The following is a 16355-nucleotide window of genomic DNA, read 5'->3' as shown; positions in this document are numbered from 1 at the left end:
GATGTGCGGGATCATCGGAGCTTTTTCCTCCAGGGGGGCTCACCTCCTGGAGGAAATTTACTTAGGCCTGTACGCCCTGCAGCACCGAGGACAGGAAGCAGCCGGCGTTGCCTGGTCTGACGAGGCCGGGCAAGTCCTGTGCCGCCGGGGAAACGGGTTGGTACATCTGGCCCTTTCCCAGACTGAGCTGGCTCAGGTGACCTGCCAAGCGGCAATCGGCCACGTCCGCTACGCCACTACCGGCGGAACCGGCCTTGCCAACGCCCAGCCTCTTGCGGCCAGCTCGTCCGTTCACGGGTCGTTCGCCGTCGCTCACAACGGCAACCTGACCAACACCGACGAGCTCAAGCGGCAGATGGAACACGGCGGGGCGATTTTCCAGTCCCGCACCGACACGGAAGTCGTGCTCCACCTGATCAGCCATCAACCCGACGTGCCGTTCGCTGACGCGGTCCAGCGCAGCTGCACCAAACTTCGCGGCGCGTTTTCTCTGGTAATCGTCCACGAAAACCGACTCATCGCCGTCCGCGACCCTTGGGGGTTCCGTCCCTTGGCCCTAGGCGAGCGCGACGGGGTGTTCTACGTGGCGTCGGAGAGCTGCGCCTTTGACCTGCTGGGAGCCCATTTCATCCGCGATCTTGACCCAGGCGAAATTCTTCTGATCGACTCGACGGGCCTCCACTCGTCCAAGTTGCGGCTCACGCCGGCCCGACACTATCACTGCGCGTTTGAATACGTCTACTTCGCCCGGCCTGACAGCGTCATCGACGGCGTGTCGGTGTACGAGAGCCGGATCCGCATGGGCCGGGAGCTCGCCAAAACGAACGGCTGTCCGACCGACGCGGTGGTCACAGGACTGCCGGACAGCGGCACAATCGCCGCACTGGGCTACGCCGCCGAGAGCAGACATGCCTATCAGGCCGCGATCGTCCGCAACAGGTACTCGGGCCGGACGTTCATCGAGCCGACGCCGCGGGTGCGGGAGCTGGGCGTGCAGAAAAAACTGAACCCGATCCGCAGCCTGATAGAGGGCCGCCAGCTGGTGGCAATCGACGACTCGGTCGTCCGCGGAACCACGTCGCGGAAGGTCTGCGCCCTGCTCCGCCGCTGCGGCGCCCGGGGCATTCACCTGCGGATTTCAAGCCCGCCGGTGTGCTATCCGTGCTTTTACGGCATCGACACGCCGAGCCGGGACGACCTTGTGGCGGCTCAAAAGTCCGTGCCGGCCATGGCGAGCCAGTTTGGCTGTGACAGCCTGCAGTACCTGACGAAAGAAGCTCTGATCCGTTCCATCGGCAAGCCGGCCTGCGAACTCTGCACGGCCTGCTTTGACGGACACTACATGGAGGAAGACAAACGATGACTTTGACGTATGAGAAAAGCGGCGTCAGCATCGCCGGCGGCGATCAGTGGGTCGAGACCATCAAGAAAATCATGAAGGGCGTTCCCGCCGATCCTGCGGTCGTCGGCGGCATCGGCGGCTTCAGCGGCCTGTACCGGCTCAGCGGGACAACGCTTCTGGCCGGCTGCTGCGACGGCGTGGGAACAAAGGTTGAACTGGCCCGCGCGACGGGCATTTTCGCGCCGATCGGCCAAGACTTGGTGGCCATGAACGTGAACGACCTCGTCACAGGCGGCGCCCGGCCGCTGTTTTTCCTCGACTACATCGCCTGCGGCGCCCTGAACGAGCCGGTTTTCGCCCCCGTCGTCGAGTCGGTCGCCCGGGCCTGCGCGTCCTGCGGCTGCGCCCTCTTGGGCGGGGAAACCGCCGAAATGCCCGGCGTGTACGGTCCCCAGACGTTTGACTTGGCCGGCTTTGCCGTCGGCGTCGTGGACGAGCGGGACGTGATCGACGGCTCGTCGGTTCAGGAGGGTGACCTGCTGGTCGGACTTCACAGTTCCGGCGTCCACAGCAACGGGTACACGTTGGTTCGGGAAGCTCTGGCCCAGTCTATCGCCAAAGGCGACCTGTCCCGTCCCGGGCCGGTTCCCGGCGAGACGCTTGGCCAGTCGCTGATGAAGCCCACCCGGCTTTACGTCAATCAGGCCCTGAGCGCGGCCCGAACCGGGGCCGTCAAGGCGATGGCCCATATCACCGGCGGCGGCATGGCCGGCAACGTCAACCGGGTTCTTCCTGCCGGGCTCGTTTGCGACGTGGACTTTTCGAGCTGGAAGCGGCCGGCGGTGTTCGACCTGATCGCTTCCTGCGGCGTGGCCGAGGACGAGATGCGCCGGGTGTTCAACTTGGGCATCGGGTTTGTGATGATCACGTCGCCGGACTCGCTCGGCCGGCTGACTGACGCGCTCAAAGCCGCCGGAGAAAACCCACAGGTCATCGGACGGGTCGTTCGGGCATGATCCGCCTGGCCGTTTTGCTGTCCGGCCGAGGAACCAACATGGCCGCTCTGGCCGAACGATGTTCAAAAGATCCCCGTTTTTCCGTGGCCTTCGTCGCCTCGAGCAGAGCCGACGCGCCCGGACTGGCCAAAGCCCGACAGTTTGGCCTGCAAACGGCCGTCCTTCCCTACAGGGAAGGGAAAGAGGCGGCTGAGGGCGAACTGACCCGGCTGATTTGTGACTCAGATGTCAGCCTCATCGTTCTGGCCGGGTTCATGCGGATCCTCTCGCCCCAGTTCGTCGCCGCTCATCGGGGACGAATCGTCAACATTCACCCGGCGCTTCTGCCCGCTTTTCCGGGCGCCCACGCGATCGACGACTTCTGGGCGACGGGAGAGAAATACTCCGGCGTGACGGTTCACCTCGTCGACGAGCTGACCGACCACGGGCCGATTCTCGTTCAAGAGGCCGTCGCCAGGGAAGACGGCGATACCCGCGAGTCGTATGAGGAAAAAATTCACGCGGCCGAACACCGTATCTACTGGCCCGCCGTTCGAGACTACGCGCTGTCGCTCCCCGGCGCGGGGAAAGGAGACCTGAATGAAGAAACGAGCGCTGCTTTCTGTCAGCGATAAAACCGGGCTGGAGAAACTGGCCCGGGGACTCATCGAAAGGGATTTCGAGCTAATCTCGAGCTCCGGCACGGCCAAGTTCCTGCGCTCAGCCGGACTGCCAGTGACCGAGGTCGCCGACGTCACGGGCTTCCCGTCCATTTTGGGCGGCCGGGTCAAAACGCTGCACCCGGCCGTTTTCGGCGGCATTCTGGCCCGCCGGGACGAGCCGTCGGACTTGGGCGAACTGGTCAGCCGAAACATCAGCCCGATTGACCTAGTGGTCTGCAACCTGTACCCGTTCGAGCGCGCCGCGTCTGACGGCGCGGGCACCGCCGAGCTGGTCGAACAAATTGACATCGGCGGCGTCTCGCTCCTGCGCGCCGCGGCGAAGAACTTTCGGTTTGTGACGGTTCTCTGCCGCCCTGACCAGTACGACGCCGCGCTGGCCGACTGGGACCTGCGGGGAGATTTCTCCGACGGGTTCCGCCGCCACGCGGCCGTCCAAGCGCTGAACCAAACGGCCCGGTACGACGCCGTCATCGTGAGGACCTTGAGCCGGTCCCTCGGCGAACCCTGCCCCAACGACGCGCCGCTGGCTCTGAGTTCGGTCAATCCGCTCAAGTACGGCGAAAACCCCTACCAGTCCGCCGAGCTTCTGCTGCCCGCCGCTTCCCGCTTCCCGCTGGAGATTAAATCAGGCGGGGGCCTGTCATACAACAACGTCCTCGACTTGGACGCGGCCATGCGGGCCTTTGCCCTGCTCCGCGACCGGCCCGCCGCAGCGGTCATCAAGCACACGACGCCCTGCGGGATTGCCCAGGCCGACACGCTCGAAGAGGCGTGGCAGCTGGCCCACGCCTGCGACCCGGTGTCGTCGTTCGGCGGCGTCGCCGCGGTCACGCGGAACATCGACGCGCCGTTCGCCCGAATCCTGGCCGACCGATTCCTTGAAGTCCTGCTCTGCCCGAGCATCGACGACGACGCCTTAGCCGTTCTGTCGGCCCGGCGTCCTAAGCTGCGAATCGCCGTTTGGGACGGCGTCCAGCCGCAGGCGAAAGGCCTGCGCTCCACTTGGACCGGATTTCTCGCCCAAGACGACGGGCTGCCGCCGCTGCCGTCCCCTGACGCGGGCCGGTGGGTCGGCACACCTCGGCCGGAGCTCTGGGACGACTTGATTCTGGCTTGGAAGGCTGCCGCGCTCTCCAAGAGCAACGCCGTCGCCATGGTCAAGAACGGCGCGACGGTCGGCATCGGCATGGGCTTCTGCAGCCGACTGTTCGCCGTCGAGTTCGCCGCCCGTCAGGCCGGGGAGAAAGCTAGGGGCGCCGTCATGGCCAGCGACGCGTTTTTTCCGTTCCCTGACGGAGTGGAAGAGGCCGCTCGGGCTGGCGTTCAGGCCATCATTCAGCCCGGCGGCTCGGTGAAGGACGAAGAGGTTTTCGCCGTCTCCGAAAAGCTCGGCGTCAGCCAGTTCATCACCGGCGTCCGCACGTTCCGGCACTGAGGCGAAGCGATGAAGCCGATTAACTGTCTTGTGATCGGAAGCGGCGGACGGGAACACGCCATCTGTCTGGCCCTGTCCCGCTCAAGCCGCTGCGGCCGGCTGATCGCCGCCCCGGGCAACCCGGGGATGGAAGGTCTCGCCGAAGTTTGTCCCGTCCCGTGGCAGGACGCCGCCGCGGTGGTTGACCTGTGCAAAAAACGCGCCGTCGACTTGGTCGTCGTCGGGCCGGAAGCCCCTTTGGCCGCCGGCCTCGCGGACGAACTGCGCCAGGCCGGGCTGTCGGTCTTCGGCCCGGGCGCGGCGGGTGCTCGGCTCGAGAGCGACAAGGCGTTCGCCAAGGACTTCATGCGCGCCGCCGGCGTGCCGACGGCCCGGTCGGTCCTCTGCCGTTCCACCGCCGAGGCCGAGGCCGCCCTATCCCAGTTCGTCCCGCCCTACGTGGTCAAGGCCACAGGGCTTGCGGCAGGCAAGGGCGTCTTCGTCGAGCCCGAACTCTCCGGCGCCCTGTCGGCCTGCCGCCAGCTGCTTCAAGACCGGACGCTGGGCGCGGCAGGAGAACAGGTTCTCATCGAAGAGGGGTTGACCGGCCGGGAACTGTCGGTCATGATCGTCACGGACGGGAAGTCGTGGCGACTGCTCCCGTTCAGCCAAGACCACAAACGGCTCCAAGACGGCGACAAGGGCCCGAACACCGGCGGAATGGGCGCGTATGCGCCCGTCTCTTGGGTGGGCGACGACTTGAAAAAGCGAATCATCGCCCAAGTGGTCGAGCCGTCGGTCGCCGGCCTTGTCGCGCAGAACATACCGTTCCGCGGCGTGCTGTACGCCGGACTGATGATCGGCCCGGACGGAAAGATCAACGTCTTGGAGTACAACGTCCGGCTCGGCGACCCAGAAGCCCAAGTCCTTCTGCCACTCTGCGGCGACACTTGGCTTGACCTGTGCCTTGCGGCCGCTCAGGGGGAGCTCGGCCCGTCCGGCAGCGTCCCCGTATCCGGAGCAGCGGTCTGCGTCGTCTTAGCCTCGAAAACCTACCCGTTCGGCCCGAGCGACCCGGCGGTCATCACGGGCGTCGACGAGGCCGAAAAACTGCCCGGCGTCCGCGTCTTCCACTCCGGCACGTCGCGGCGTGACGGGAAACTCTTGGCCGTCGGCGGGCGGGTGCTGTGCGTCTCAGCGGCGGCGGCGACGTTTGACGAAGCGCGGGAACTGGCCTACCGAGCGAGCGAACTGATCTCGTTTGACGGGTGCCAAAAACGAAACGATATTGGGCATGACGCCCTGAAAGGAGCTTGATGAATGACCCCTCAGGTTGGAATCGTCCTCGGCTCGGCCAGCGATGAGCCATTAGCCCAGAAGGCCGCGTCGGTCCTGAAGGACTTCGGCGTTGAATTTGAGGTGACCGTCGCGTCGGCCCACCGCACGCCGGTCGACGCCCAGCGCTACGCGCAGAACGCCGCGCGCCGCGGGCTGAAGGCGCTTATCGCGGTTGCCGGATTGTCGGCCGCCCTGCCGGGCGTATTGGCGTCCCACACGCTCCTTCCGGTCCTAGGCGTTCCCGCTTCCGGAGGCGCTCTGACCGGCCTTGACGCCCTCTACGCCATCGCCCAGATGCCCAGCGGCGTGCCGGTCGGCTGCCTCGGAATTGACGGGGCGTCAAACGCCGCCCTGCTGGCCGTCCGAATCGTCGCCTTGAGCGACCGGGACGTCGCCGCCCGGCTGGTCGAGTACCGGGACAAAAACGCCCAAAAGACCCGGGACTCCCGGGCCAAGCTGTCAGGGCTGCCCCTCGCGCCGGACGACGCGTTTCAAGAGTAGGCCTTATCAACAAAGAGCCGGACGGCTTCACGCCGTCCGGCTCTCTTTTTTCCCGTTACTTTGCCTCTTCGTCCCAATGGACCAGCGCGCTGCTCCACGAGAACCCGACGCCAAACCCTGACAGCAGGACCTTCATTCCCGGCTTAAGACGCCCAGCGCGCACGGCCCGGGCCAGAGCCAGAGGGATCGTAGAACTCACCGTGTTGCCCGTGTCCTCTAGGTCGATGACGAACTTCTCCGGCGGGATGCTCATGCTGTCCCGAAGCGTCTCAAGCATCAGCCGGGTCGCCTGATGGAACACGATCAAGTCCACAGACTCAAAGCTCTCGCCGCTGGCGGCAAGCAGGGCGCTCAGCGACGCCGGGACTTCGGTCACGCCAAAGTCGAGCACCCGTCGGCCGTCCATGAACAGGTTCTCAGCGCAGCTCACGTTGCCGAACCGGTTGGCCGTCTCGACGCCGGTCGACTCCGAGCGGGGACAGGCCGTGCCGCCCGCCGGAATGATCAGCGCGTCCGCGCCGCTCCCGTCGGTGCCGAAGCTCAAAAACGGGAGATGATCGGCCGCACTCTCCTCCACCAGCGTGACCGTCGCTGCGTCGCCGAAAATCGGCCGAGTCGCCTTGTCGCGCGGGTTGATGTGGCGGGTTACCAAGTCGCAGGTCACCAGCAGGACGCGCCGGGCCAGCCCGGAAGTGATGAACCCTTTGCACAGCGCCAAGCCGTAGCAGTACCCTGAGCAGCCCAAATTGTAGTCGAACGCCCCGCAGGTTTTTCTCAGGCCCAGCAGGCGGTGCACCACGCAAGCCGTGGCGGGCAGCAGATAGTCGGGCGTCTCGGTGCAGAGCACCAGCATGTCGATCGACTCCCGGGAAACGCCAGGGTGTTCGGCGAAAAACGCCTCGCCCGCCCGGGCCGACAGCTGGGACGTCGTCTCGCCCGTCGCCAGCCAGCGAACCGACACTCCCGTCTTCGAGCTGATTTTTTTAGCCGTCCACGTCCCAAACTCGGCCACGAGATCTTCATTCGTCACCCGGCGGGTTCCGGTCACCCAAGAAATTCCTCTGATCGACGCACCGTTCATCAAAAATCCTCCGTCCGTTTCCGCCCCCGCAGGCTCCCCGTCAGGCGGGAAATGTCCTTGTCCTCAGGACCTGAGCGGTAAATATGACTAGCTATTATCAACAAGTCATATTTTACTTGGTCCCCGCTTCAAACGCAAGCGCCTGCCGTGCCCGCCGTTCTGCGGTTTCTCTTGCAATTTCGGTCCGATTGGTATATAAAACATGACGGCCCCTCGGCGTGTTTGTGATCATGAACTCTGAATCCGGCGCTGCGCCGGCGAGGGCGAAACTGCGCGCGGGAGGTGAACGGCATGGGACGCAAAATGAGCGACTGTGCCTCTGGAGAGAAAGTGTTGATCCGAGCCGTTGAGATCACCGACAAGGCCACCCTCAAACGGCTGGCCGACTTGGGAATTTTCCCCGGATCGGCCGTTGAGATCTGCAAGAACGTAGACGGCCAGATCATCATCGGGGTGGCTGAAGCCCGGGTTTCAATCGAACGGCTGATCAGTTCCCAGATTATCGTCGCCTGAAACGAGCCAATGAACGCAACAAAAAGAGGACGGAACCCCTGAGGGCTCCGTCCTCTTTATCGTTCAAAAGCTACTCTTTCGGCTCCTCCGCTTCGGCTGACTCCCCGTCGGCTTCAGGCTCGGCCGTCGGCTCGCTGTGGAAGGCGTCGGCGTCCAGCGGCGGGAGAATGACCGGCGTGGGCAGGTTCGCCAGCGAGACGAGCTGCGAGACCATCGCCCGCATGTAGGGCATGAGAATCTCCAAGCCGTGATCCTTCAGGATCGCTTCCCGATCCTGTCCTTCAGCGTTGACGAAGAACACGCCGGTCACGTCGGCCACGACGGTGAACGGGTAGTTGTTCTTCTCCGCGTCGCCGAAAACCGTCAGTGCCATGTTGAGGAACACGGGCTCCTCCGGCTTGGCGCTCATGCGGACGCGCTGGTTCACCCGCAAAGCAAGCGGCACCTGTTTGTCGCTCGGCTTAAACTGGTGGTTGATCGAAAAAATCAGGTTCTCTGCCCGAAAATCAGCAAGGCGAATCTCTTTCATAGCTATCTCTCCTTTAGGGATATCTCGCGGTGATCGCCTCGCCGTTCCGCGGGGGTCACGTCACCCGCTAATAATACCACAGAGCGCCGGCAGGACGAAAGGTTCAGAGCCTCCGGAAGGACGAAAAAAAGGCCAACGCGACGGTGATGATCTCAAGGCGGCCCAAAAGCATGGCGAACGACAGCACCCACTTGACCGACCCGGCCAGAGCCGCGTAGTTGCCGACCGGGCCGACGGAGCCAAGCCCAGGACCGGTGTTGCCCAGGCAGGTGATCACCGACGTGAGGGCCGTCGTGGCGTCGCAGCCCAACAGCGCGGCCAGCAATGACAGCAGGCCGAGACAGGACACATAGGCCACAAAAAACGTCCCGATGGACGACACGTCCCGGTCTTTGAGCTGCCCGCCGCCGTAGTGGAGCACGTCCACCCGGTAGGGAGCCAAGCTGTGGCGGAGCTCCCGACGGCACTGACGGAAGAGGACGATGATCCGGGCGCACTTCATGCCGCCGCCGGTCGACCCAGCGCTCGCGCCGATGCAGATGAGCAGCATAAGAAGGAACTTCGCCGCGGCAGGCCACAGGTCGTAGTTGCAGACCACAAATCCCGTGGTCGTCATAGTGCTGACGACGGTAAACAGCCCGCGCCGAAACGCCTCTCCCCATTGGGTGAAAAACCCTGCCCGCATCGCGAGGACCGCCGCGAAGGCGCCGCCGGCCAACAGAATTCCGCCGTACAGCCGGCATTCGTCGTCCTTCCAATAACAAGAAACCTCGCCCCGAAGGGCGAGAAAGTGAAGGGTAAAGTTGACGCCCGCCAGCACCATAAAGACGATGATGACCCACTCCACCGCCGGGCTGTTCAGCTGCCCGACCGAGCCGTTGAAGGTCGAAAAGCCGCCGGTCGCCATGGTGGAAAACGCGTGGCACAGGGCGTGAAAGGGCGTCATGCCGCAGACGACGAGCGCAGCGGTCTCCGCCGCCGTCAGCCCCATGTAGATGAGCCACAGCCACAGGGCGGTCTGACACAGCCGAGGGGTGAGCTTCTCAGGCAGGGGCGTCGGCGCCTCGGCCTTGTAGAGCTCCATGCCGCCCACGCCTGACAGCTTGAGAACTGTCAGCCCCAGCACGATGATTCCCATGCCGCCCAGCCAGTGAGTCAGGGCCCGCCAAAAGAGAATCCCCCGCGGTAAGGCCTCCACCAGCGGGAAAACTGACGCGCCGGTCGTCGTGAACCCCGACATGGCCTCGAAAAACGCGTCGGTGTAGCTGCAGTACCCGCCAAGCCAGTAAGGGAGCGCGCCCAAAGCGGACGCGAGAACCCACGCGCCGGTCACAATCACCGCCGCGTCCCCGGCGTTGATGTTCTGCTCCTTTTGAGCCGACAGTCCGGTCCCGACAAAGATCATCAGCCCCGACAGGACGCCGCCGGCGGCTAAAGAACAGAGAATTGGGAGCCAATCCGCCGAGGCGTCCCAGAGCGCCCAAGCGAGCGGAAGGACCAAGGTCCCAGAGACGACCAGCCCAAACCACCCTAAAATTTTCAGGACGAGGGGATTTTTCATCTTCTCACGCCGAGAGGCCGAACAGCCGCATCGCCTTGGGCATGAGCCCGCCCGACGCGAACAGGGTAATCACGTCGCCGGCCAGCAGGGTCGTCCGGCCGTTGGGGACGATCAGCCCGCCGCCCCGGCTCACCAAGGCGATCAGGGCCCCTCGGTCCAGCCCCAAGTCCATCACCGCCCGGCCAGCCAGCGGGCTGTCCTCCGGGAGAGTGAACTCCAGCGTCTCGGCCCCGATTCGGTCGATGAGCGACAGGACGCCGGCGCTTCGGGGATAGCGAACGTGCCGCAGAAACGACGACGCCAACGTCTCGTTCGGGTTGAGCAGCACGTCGACAGGCAGAACGCTCCGCAGCCGGGAATACCCGCGCCGGCGGGCAACCGCTACGGTCTTGCGGCAGCCCAGCGTCCCGGCCAACGCCGCGATGACGATGTTCTGCTCGTCCGAGTCGGTCGTGGCCACAAGGCCGTCAGCGCTCTGAACGCCCGCGTTGATCAGCAGTTCGGCCTCCCGGCCGTCCCCGTTGATCACTTCTAAGTCGGGCATCTCGCCAGCCAGCTTGACGCACTTGTCGTGCCGCAGATCAACCAGCACGGTCTCAAGTCCGGGATAACGGCGCAGAATGCCCCGCGCCAAGTTGGCCCCCTGCTTGCCGCCGCCCACAACGACCACTCGCCCCAGCCGTTTGGTCCGGCCGGGGTGAAAAAGGGCTTGGGCCTTCATGGCCCGTTCCTTCAGGCACACGAGGAAACACAGGTCCCCGGCCTGAGCTCTCCACTGTCCGTCGGGCAGAAAGCCCTCGCCGTTCCGCTCCACGTAGACGACCACAGCCCCCAAGTCGGGGTACGCGACGCCCACTTCCTGCAGGGACCGCCCGCAAACCGGCGACCGGTCCTCCACGCGGAACGCGAAACTGCCGGCAAGACCTCCGGCCATGTCAGTTGAGTGAAGCGCCGCGGTGACCTCCAGCAGGGACATGATTTCCCGCGTCAGTGCCCGTTCGGGGGAGTGAAGCATGTCAATGCCCAGTTCCTTAGCCCAGCCAGGCGTGTCGGTAAACTCAAGATCTCGCACTCGCGCCAAGACCTGCCTGACGCCCGCCCGCTTGCCAAGCCAACCGGCCATCAGGTTGACCTCGTCCCGGTTGGTGCAGGCTATCAGCGCGTCCACGTCGCTTCCCTTGGAAACCCCCGCTTGTTCCAGCACGATCGGCCGCGCGCCGTTTCCTTGAACGACCGCCACGTCCTGCGTTTCCTTCATCAAATCGGCCCGGTCGGGGTCCTGTTCCACGACGACGACGTCGTGTCCTTCCTCCGACAGCGACTTGGCGACAAACGCGCCCACGTCGCCGGCGCCGACGACCACTATTTTCATGGCCTCGGATCCCTCCTGACAAAACTTTTACGCCTTACAGTGTTTCAGTATAGCATGATTCGCCGCCGAGCCGGCCGATCTCAGGGAGCGACGGCCCGGAAGAACACGGCGCTGCCGGTCGGCTCGAGAAACACTTCTTTTTCGGCCAGCTTGAACCCGGCCGACTGCACCTCGGCCAGCAGCTGATCAAACGTCATCGGCTGCTTCTTCTCCTTCACCGGGCCGAACTCCCGCTCGTAGCGGACGGCCATCGCCCGAAACTGCTCTTCCGTCATCCCGTCGATGCCGAAGTCGAGGCCGATCAGCGCGCCGCCCGGCCGAAGGGCACGGCGCAGCTCCGCCAAAACGGCCTGCCGTTTCTGCGGGGGAAGGACGTGAATGAAGTTGAGAGCCAACGCCGTATCGAACGTCCCGCCCTCGAACGGCAGAGCCAGCGCGTCGGCGGGTTCGACTCGAACGTGAGGGAACTTGGCCAGCCGCTTCGCGGCAGCCTGACACATGAGAGGTTCCACGTCGGTGAGGACGGCCTCCGTCGCGTTGGGGACCCAGAAAGACGAAAAGCCTCCGTCGCCGCAGGCCACCTCAACGGCCCGGCCTAAGCCGCGCTCCCGGGCAATTCGCTCGCCAACCTGATTGTAAAGCGAGACGCCGACGATCCTCTGCTGCCGACCGGAAAAGTCGTCGGCCAGATCTTTCCACTGAAAAGCCATAGGGCACCTCCAAAATGTTAGCTTTATTTACTTTTTGATATTGTAACATTCCCATCCAAAAGAGGCGCCCCCCGGAAACCGGAGAACGCCTCTTGGACATGTCTTGTTTTGTCAGTCGCGGCCCCAGGACTTGAACCCCTCGCCGACCACCTCGGAGACGTCGGAGAAGACGACGAACGCCGACGGGTCTACCCGAGCGATGAACATTTTCAGCAGGGCCACCTGCCGACGGTTGAGGACGATCAGCAGCATGCGCCCCTCCCGCCCCGAGTAAGCGCCCGTAACCGGGATCAGCGTGGCCGACCTGTCCAGCTCGTCCATCACGTAGGAGGCAATCTGCTCGTGGTACGGGCTAATGACCAGAATCTGGGTCCGCCGGTGGAAGCTGCGCACCACGTTGTCAATCGTCCAAGTTTCCACGTACAGCACGAGAGCGCCCAGCAGCAGCTGCTCAAAGCTCACTACCGTGATGGAGCACAGCAGGATGACCATGTTGAGGTAAAACGACATGGTCCCGACTTCCATGTTCCACCGGCGCCTCGCCACCATGACTACCACGTCGGTTCCACCGGAACAGGCACCGACGCGGAAAAGCATGCCAAATCCGGCCCCGCCCACGACGCCGCAGAACAGGGCGGCCAGCAGCGGGTTTTGGATGACCGGATAGGTAAACAGCTCAAAGAACGGCACCATCACGCTGGTCAGAACTGTGACGTAGACAGTCCATGCGGCGAATCGGGTTGAAAGCTCCCGCCAGCCCCAGACGAGCAATAACACGTTGCCGATCGTGATGACCCAGGCTGGAGAAATGCCCCATAGATAATTTGTGATCAGGGCAATGCCGGTGACGCCGGTACCGGCGAACTTGTACGGCACGGTCAGCGCGACCAGTGCAAAGCAGATGATCGCCGTGCCGACCGTGACGCTGAGCAGCGTGGACCACTCTTCTTTGATGACTTGACGCGCTTTCAACAGCAAATTTTCCAGTCGTCCGGCGACAGCTGACTCGTTCATTTGATTGCCTCTCTCTCCGTAAAAGACGCCTCTTTCGCTCAAAAAACACCGTTTATAATTCGGTACATCATGATCCTGAAAGGAGTTTTCTCATGTTTACGACAAAAATCATACCATTATTCGCCGCTCTTGGCATCATTTCAGCCGGAAGCGGATTAGCCCTTGCCGATCAAGGTGGAACGACCTGCACCGCCGCGAAGGGCACTGAGGCGACTGCTGTCCAGAAGCCAGCTGCCGAAGGCGCTCAGGCTCCAGCGACAAATGACCTGCCGACGATGCTTGACCTGTCCACCGCCTCCTGCGGGGCCTGCCAAGCTATGAAGCCTATCGTCGAGGATTTTGAGAAAAAATACGGCTCTCAGGTCAACGTGAAGATGATCGACGTCCTTCAGGACAGCGAAGCCGCCCAGAAGTACGCTGTCCTTGCTGTGCCTACGTTCGTCTTCCTGAACGCTAAGGGTGAGGAGATCGGCCGCCATGTTGGATACTGCGAGCAGGACGTGCTCGTTGATCTCTGGAAAAATCTAGGCTACGATCTGACCACAGGAAAGTAACGTGTGGCATTTCCTCGCGTCGGTCCAAAACGCCGTGGCGACTCCCGGCCCGCTAGGGCTGGCTGCCGCAGCCGTCTGGGGCGCTCTGAGCATTCTCCTGTCGCCCTGCGCTCTCGTGCTCATTCCTATGGTGATGGGATGGGTGCAGCGCGATGACGGCGAGCCGACGACCGCACGAGCGGCTCTCGTTTCTCTGGCTTTCTCGTCCGGGGTGTTCGTCAACATCCTGCTGATCGGCGGGATCGTGGTGGCCGGCGGCGCGGCGTTCGCCAAGTTTGTCCCTTGGCTCAGCCTGCTGACTGCCGTTCTTCTGGTCGTCTTCGGATTAGGCCTGCTGGGAGCTTTCCGGCTTCCCGGCCTGACCGACGGCACCATTCGTGCCAGAGGCAGCGGCCTCAGCGGCGCGCTGACGATGGGACTGTTCTCGGGCCTGATCTCCGGCCCCTGCTCCTTCGGCTTCATGGCCCCGCTCCTCCTTTTGGCCATCAACTCGTGGAAGAAGAGTCCGTCGTTCGCGCTGGGCATCGTCCTGTGCTTTGCTGCCGGGTACGCTCTGCTTCTTCTGGCCGCCGGCGTGTTCTCCCGTCAGCTGTCCGGCTGGCTCCAGTGGAGCGAGACGTCAAACAGTTCGGCAATTCTGTCAAAAATCTGCGGCGTTCTCGTCTTAGGCGCCGGAGTGTGGTTCTTTATCGCCCATGTATAATACAGGCGGCCGGTCAATAGCCGGCCGCCTGTATGCTGTCCATCCTCGAACGGCAGAATAAAACCGCCTGCGTTTCGCAGGCCGCGATGAAAGGAGTTCTGTTCATGAAACGCGCCCCTCAACATGATGATCTTCTCAAGATGAAGTTCCTGGCTCAGCCGACCCCTTCGCCCGACGGCTCGAAAATCGCCTTCACGGTCTCTTCGGCTAATCTGGACGAGAACCGTTACAACTCTGACCTGTGGCTGCACGATCTGGCCAGCGGCTCTACCCGTCAGCTGACCGGCTCAGGCCGGGAAAAGTTTTTCAACTGGACGCCTGACGGAAGTGCCCTCGTGTTCGCCTCCGAGCGGGGAGACGCCCCCAAGGAGACGACCCGGTTCTGGCGTCTGCCGATCGACGGCGGCGAGGCTCAACACCTGTTCGACCTGCCTTACCAGTGCGGCTACATTTGGCCGCTGGCCGACGGGAAGTTCCTCGTCAAGGCGCTGATTAAGGCAAAGGAGCCGAACCCGGAGGAGGCGTCCTACTCGGTTTTCACCGAGTTGCCGTTCTCTTCAAACGGTTCGGGGTTCACGCCCTCGCGCCGGTGGGCCCTGCTCCTCTGGGACAGCTCAGAGGAAAAACGGCTGACCGGGCCGGACTGGGACGTGGAGATGGCCACCCTTTCGCCGGACGGGAGCCGGGTTCTTCTGACCGCGGCGGTCTGGCACGACGTCCGCCCGAAAAAGAATTCGGTTTACGAAATTGACTTGGCGTCCGGCAAGCCGGAGCTCAAGTCCAGCGGGCTTGACTGGCGGTTCAACTACGCCGGCTATCGAAACGGACGGATCGTCGTCCAGGCGACCGACTGCGTTAGGGGCGGGCTGAATCAGGACTATCAGTTCTTCGATATTTCAGGCAAAAAACCGGAGCTGATCGCCGGCGACTTGGACAACTGGTTCAGGGACTCGGTGTGCTGCGACGTGCACTACGGCGTCGGAGAGCGTCAGTCCTTCTACGTCCGGGACGGCCAGATCATCTGCCTCGCCACCCGCGGCTACAAGAGCAACCTGTACGCGGTGGAAAGCGACGGGGCTTGGCGGGCCTTGACCGACTTAAACGCCGTGAACGACTTTGGCGTTGCCGGCTCAACCGTGGCCTTTGTGGGCCATCAGGGACTGAACCTTCAGGAGCTGTTCGTCCTCCAGGGCGGCGAGACGGTCCGACTGACGTCGTTCAACGACGGCCTGACTGGCGAACTGGAGCTTTCAAAGCCGGAACACTTCACCTACAAAAACGACGTCGGGCAGGACTTGGACGGCTGGATCATGAAGCCGTACGGATTTGCCGACGGCAAGAAATACCCGGCGGTCTTCCACATTCACGGCGGACCGAAGGCGGCGTTCGGCGAGGTCTATTTCCACGAGATGCAGTGCTGGGCCGCCAGAGGATACTCGGTGATTTACACGAACCCGCGGGGCGCCGACGGCCGGACCGATGACTTCGACGACATTCGGGGACACTACGGCGACTGGGACTACTCGGACCTGATGACGTTCGTGGACGAGTGCCTGAAGCAGGCGCCGTTCATCGACCCGGCCGAGCTTTTCGTCACCGGCGGCTCTTACGGCGGATACATGACCAACTGGATCGTGGGACACACGGACCGTTTCAAGGCCGCCTGCGCCCAGCGCTCCATCTCCAACTGGACTTCCATGTACGGCTCAACCGACATCGGGTTCTTCTTCGTGGACGACCAGCACGTGGAAGGCACGCCGTGGGATTACCCTGAACGGTACTGGAACGACTCGCCGCTCAAGTTCGCGGCGAACATCAAGACGCCGCTTCTGCTGATTCACAGCGACAAGGATATGCGGTGCGACATGAACCAAGCGACTCAAATTTTCACCGCCTTAAAGGTCCGAGGCGTTGAGTGCCGGTTCTGCCTGTTCCACGAGGAAACTCACGAGCTGAGCCGCAGCGGCAAGCCGAAAGAGCGGCTTGCCCGGCTTCGGGAGATCGCCGACTGGTTCGATTGCCACAAGTAACCGACAAAAATTACG

General features: G+C 63.3%; 16 protein-coding genes. 10 read left to right on the top strand and 6 right to left on the bottom strand.

Annotated features, from left to right (window positions below):
- Window position 1: 1 nt before the first annotated feature.
- The 6 genes from purF to purE are packed head-to-tail and all read left to right on the top strand — an operon-like array spanning window position 2 to window position 6273.
- A complete protein-coding gene (purF, locus tag HMPREF1249_RS01955) occupies window positions 2–1363 on the top strand; it encodes an amidophosphoribosyltransferase (RefSeq protein ID WP_021775811.1) in 1362 nt (453 codons plus the stop codon).
- Window positions 1360–2358, top strand: a complete 999-nt coding sequence (gene purM, locus HMPREF1249_RS01950; RefSeq protein ID WP_008523254.1) for a phosphoribosylformylglycinamidine cyclo-ligase — start codon at window positions 1360–1362, stop codon at window positions 2356–2358. The genes purF and purM overlap by 4 nt, the downstream gene beginning before the upstream one ends.
- Window positions 2355–2972: a phosphoribosylglycinamide formyltransferase gene (gene purN / locus HMPREF1249_RS01945; RefSeq protein ID WP_008523255.1), complete on the top strand. Its 618-nt coding sequence runs from the start codon at window positions 2355–2357 to the stop codon at window positions 2970–2972. Before purM ends, purN begins: the two co-directional genes overlap by 4 nt.
- Entirely contained in the window at window positions 2938–4455 is a 1518-nt protein-coding gene (purH, locus tag HMPREF1249_RS01940) for a bifunctional phosphoribosylaminoimidazolecarboxamide formyltransferase/IMP cyclohydrolase (RefSeq protein WP_021775758.1), read from the top strand. The genes purN and purH overlap by 35 nt, the downstream gene beginning before the upstream one ends.
- Window positions 4456–4464: 9 nt before the next feature.
- Window positions 4465–5751: a phosphoribosylamine--glycine ligase gene (purD, locus tag HMPREF1249_RS01935; protein ID WP_008521758.1), complete on the top strand. Its 1287-nt coding sequence runs from the start codon at window positions 4465–4467 to the stop codon at window positions 5749–5751.
- A 3-nt stretch (window positions 5752–5754) separates the two neighbouring features.
- Window positions 5755–6273, top strand: coding sequence for a 5-(carboxyamino)imidazole ribonucleotide mutase (gene purE, locus HMPREF1249_RS01930; protein ID WP_008521759.1), 519 nt, complete (start codon window positions 5755–5757; stop codon window positions 6271–6273).
- Between the two features lie 55 nt (window positions 6274–6328).
- Here purE and HMPREF1249_RS01925 read toward each other — a convergent pair whose 3' ends face one another.
- On the bottom strand, window positions 6329–7354 hold the full coding sequence (locus HMPREF1249_RS01925) for a 3-oxoacyl-ACP synthase III family protein (protein WP_008521760.1): 1026 nt from the start codon (window positions 7352–7354) through the stop codon (window positions 6329–6331).
- A 291-nt stretch (window positions 7355–7645) separates the two neighbouring features.
- On the opposite strand from HMPREF1249_RS01925, the gene HMPREF1249_RS01920 reads away from it, so the two are divergent.
- Window positions 7646–7867, top strand: a complete 222-nt coding sequence (locus HMPREF1249_RS01920) for a FeoA family protein (protein WP_008521762.1) — start codon at window positions 7646–7648, stop codon at window positions 7865–7867.
- Window positions 7868–7937: 70 nt separating this feature from the next.
- Here the strand turns inward: HMPREF1249_RS01920 and HMPREF1249_RS01915 are convergent, their stop codons facing one another.
- From HMPREF1249_RS01915 to HMPREF1249_RS01895, 5 genes are all read right to left on the bottom strand, one after another.
- Window positions 7938–8396: a protein-export chaperone SecB gene (locus HMPREF1249_RS01915; RefSeq protein ID WP_008521763.1), complete on the bottom strand. Its 459-nt coding sequence runs from the start codon at window positions 8394–8396 to the stop codon at window positions 7938–7940.
- A 103-nt stretch (window positions 8397–8499) separates the two neighbouring features.
- Entirely contained in the window at window positions 8500–9957 is a 1458-nt protein-coding gene (locus tag HMPREF1249_RS01910) for a TrkH family potassium uptake protein (protein ID WP_008523258.1), read from the bottom strand.
- Between the two features lie 4 nt (window positions 9958–9961).
- Entirely contained in the window at window positions 9962–11329 is a 1368-nt protein-coding gene (gene trkA, locus HMPREF1249_RS01905) for a Trk system potassium transporter TrkA (RefSeq protein ID WP_021775784.1), read from the bottom strand.
- 80 nt (window positions 11330–11409) lie between these two features.
- The gene (locus HMPREF1249_RS01900; protein WP_008521766.1) at window positions 11410–12039 is read right to left on the bottom strand and encodes a class I SAM-dependent methyltransferase; all 630 of its coding nucleotides are present in this window, start codon (window positions 12037–12039) and stop codon (window positions 11410–11412) included.
- A 111-nt stretch (window positions 12040–12150) separates the two neighbouring features.
- Window positions 12151–13053 carry a YitT family protein gene (locus HMPREF1249_RS01895; RefSeq protein WP_008521767.1) on the bottom strand — a complete coding sequence of 301 codons (903 nt, stop codon included), beginning with the start codon at window positions 13051–13053 and terminating at the stop codon, window positions 12151–12153.
- A gap of 92 nt (window positions 13054–13145) precedes the next feature.
- Between HMPREF1249_RS01895 and HMPREF1249_RS01890 the strand changes: the two genes are divergently transcribed.
- The 3 genes from HMPREF1249_RS01890 (at window position 13146) to HMPREF1249_RS01880 (ending at window position 16340) form a co-directional block, all read left to right on the top strand.
- Window positions 13146–13607, top strand: a complete 462-nt coding sequence (locus HMPREF1249_RS01890) for a thioredoxin family protein (RefSeq protein WP_021775782.1) — start codon at window positions 13146–13148, stop codon at window positions 13605–13607.
- Between the two features lies 1 nt (window position 13608).
- Window positions 13609–14310: a cytochrome c biogenesis protein CcdA gene (locus HMPREF1249_RS01885; protein WP_008521769.1), complete on the top strand. Its 702-nt coding sequence runs from the start codon at window positions 13609–13611 to the stop codon at window positions 14308–14310.
- Window positions 14311–14414: 104 nt separating this feature from the next.
- On the top strand, window positions 14415–16340 hold the full coding sequence (locus HMPREF1249_RS01880) for a S9 family peptidase (RefSeq protein ID WP_039873098.1): 1926 nt from the start codon (window positions 14415–14417) through the stop codon (window positions 16338–16340).
- Window positions 16341–16355: the final 15 nt, after the last annotated feature.

The organism is Jonquetella sp. BV3C21 (assembly GCF_000468895.1).
In the GTDB taxonomy this organism is placed as follows: Bacteria; Synergistota; Synergistia; order Synergistales; family Dethiosulfovibrionaceae; genus Jonquetella; species Jonquetella anthropi.
The sequence above is the reverse complement of the archived record's forward strand: the minus strand, read 5'-3'. Positions and strand labels throughout refer to the sequence as shown.

Excerpts from the sequence above, each read along its gene's own strand:
- purF (WP_021775811.1), top strand. The coding sequence starts at position 2 with ATGTGCGGGATCATCGGAGCTTTTTCCTCCAGGGGGGCTCACCTCCTG.
- purM (WP_008523254.1), top strand. The coding sequence starts at position 1,360 with ATGACTTTGACGTATGAGAAAAGCGGCGTCAGCATCGCCGGCGGCGAT.
- purN (WP_008523255.1), top strand. The coding sequence starts at position 2,355 with ATGATCCGCCTGGCCGTTTTGCTGTCCGGCCGAGGAACCAACATGGCC.
- purH (WP_021775758.1), top strand. The coding sequence starts at position 2,938 with ATGAAGAAACGAGCGCTGCTTTCTGTCAGCGATAAAACCGGGCTGGAG.
- purD (WP_008521758.1), top strand. The coding sequence starts at position 4,465 with ATGAAGCCGATTAACTGTCTTGTGATCGGAAGCGGCGGACGGGAACAC.
- purE (WP_008521759.1), top strand. The coding sequence starts at position 5,755 with ATGACCCCTCAGGTTGGAATCGTCCTCGGCTCGGCCAGCGATGAGCCA.
- HMPREF1249_RS01925 (WP_008521760.1), bottom strand. The coding sequence starts at position 7,354 with ATGAACGGTGCGTCGATCAGAGGAATTTCTTGGGTGACCGGAACCCGC.
- HMPREF1249_RS01920 (WP_008521762.1), top strand. The coding sequence starts at position 7,646 with ATGGGACGCAAAATGAGCGACTGTGCCTCTGGAGAGAAAGTGTTGATC.
- HMPREF1249_RS01915 (WP_008521763.1), bottom strand. The coding sequence starts at position 8,396 with ATGAAAGAGATTCGCCTTGCTGATTTTCGGGCAGAGAACCTGATTTTT.
- HMPREF1249_RS01910 (WP_008523258.1), bottom strand. The coding sequence starts at position 9,957 with ATGAAAAATCCCCTCGTCCTGAAAATTTTAGGGTGGTTTGGGCTGGTC.
- trkA (WP_021775784.1), bottom strand. The coding sequence starts at position 11,329 with ATGAAAATAGTGGTCGTCGGCGCCGGCGACGTGGGCGCGTTTGTCGCC.
- HMPREF1249_RS01900 (WP_008521766.1), bottom strand. The coding sequence starts at position 12,039 with ATGGCTTTTCAGTGGAAAGATCTGGCCGACGACTTTTCCGGTCGGCAG.
- HMPREF1249_RS01895 (WP_008521767.1), bottom strand. The coding sequence starts at position 13,053 with ATGAACGAGTCAGCTGTCGCCGGACGACTGGAAAATTTGCTGTTGAAA.
- HMPREF1249_RS01890 (WP_021775782.1), top strand. The coding sequence starts at position 13,146 with ATGTTTACGACAAAAATCATACCATTATTCGCCGCTCTTGGCATCATT.
- HMPREF1249_RS01880 (WP_039873098.1), top strand. The coding sequence starts at position 14,415 with ATGAAACGCGCCCCTCAACATGATGATCTTCTCAAGATGAAGTTCCTG.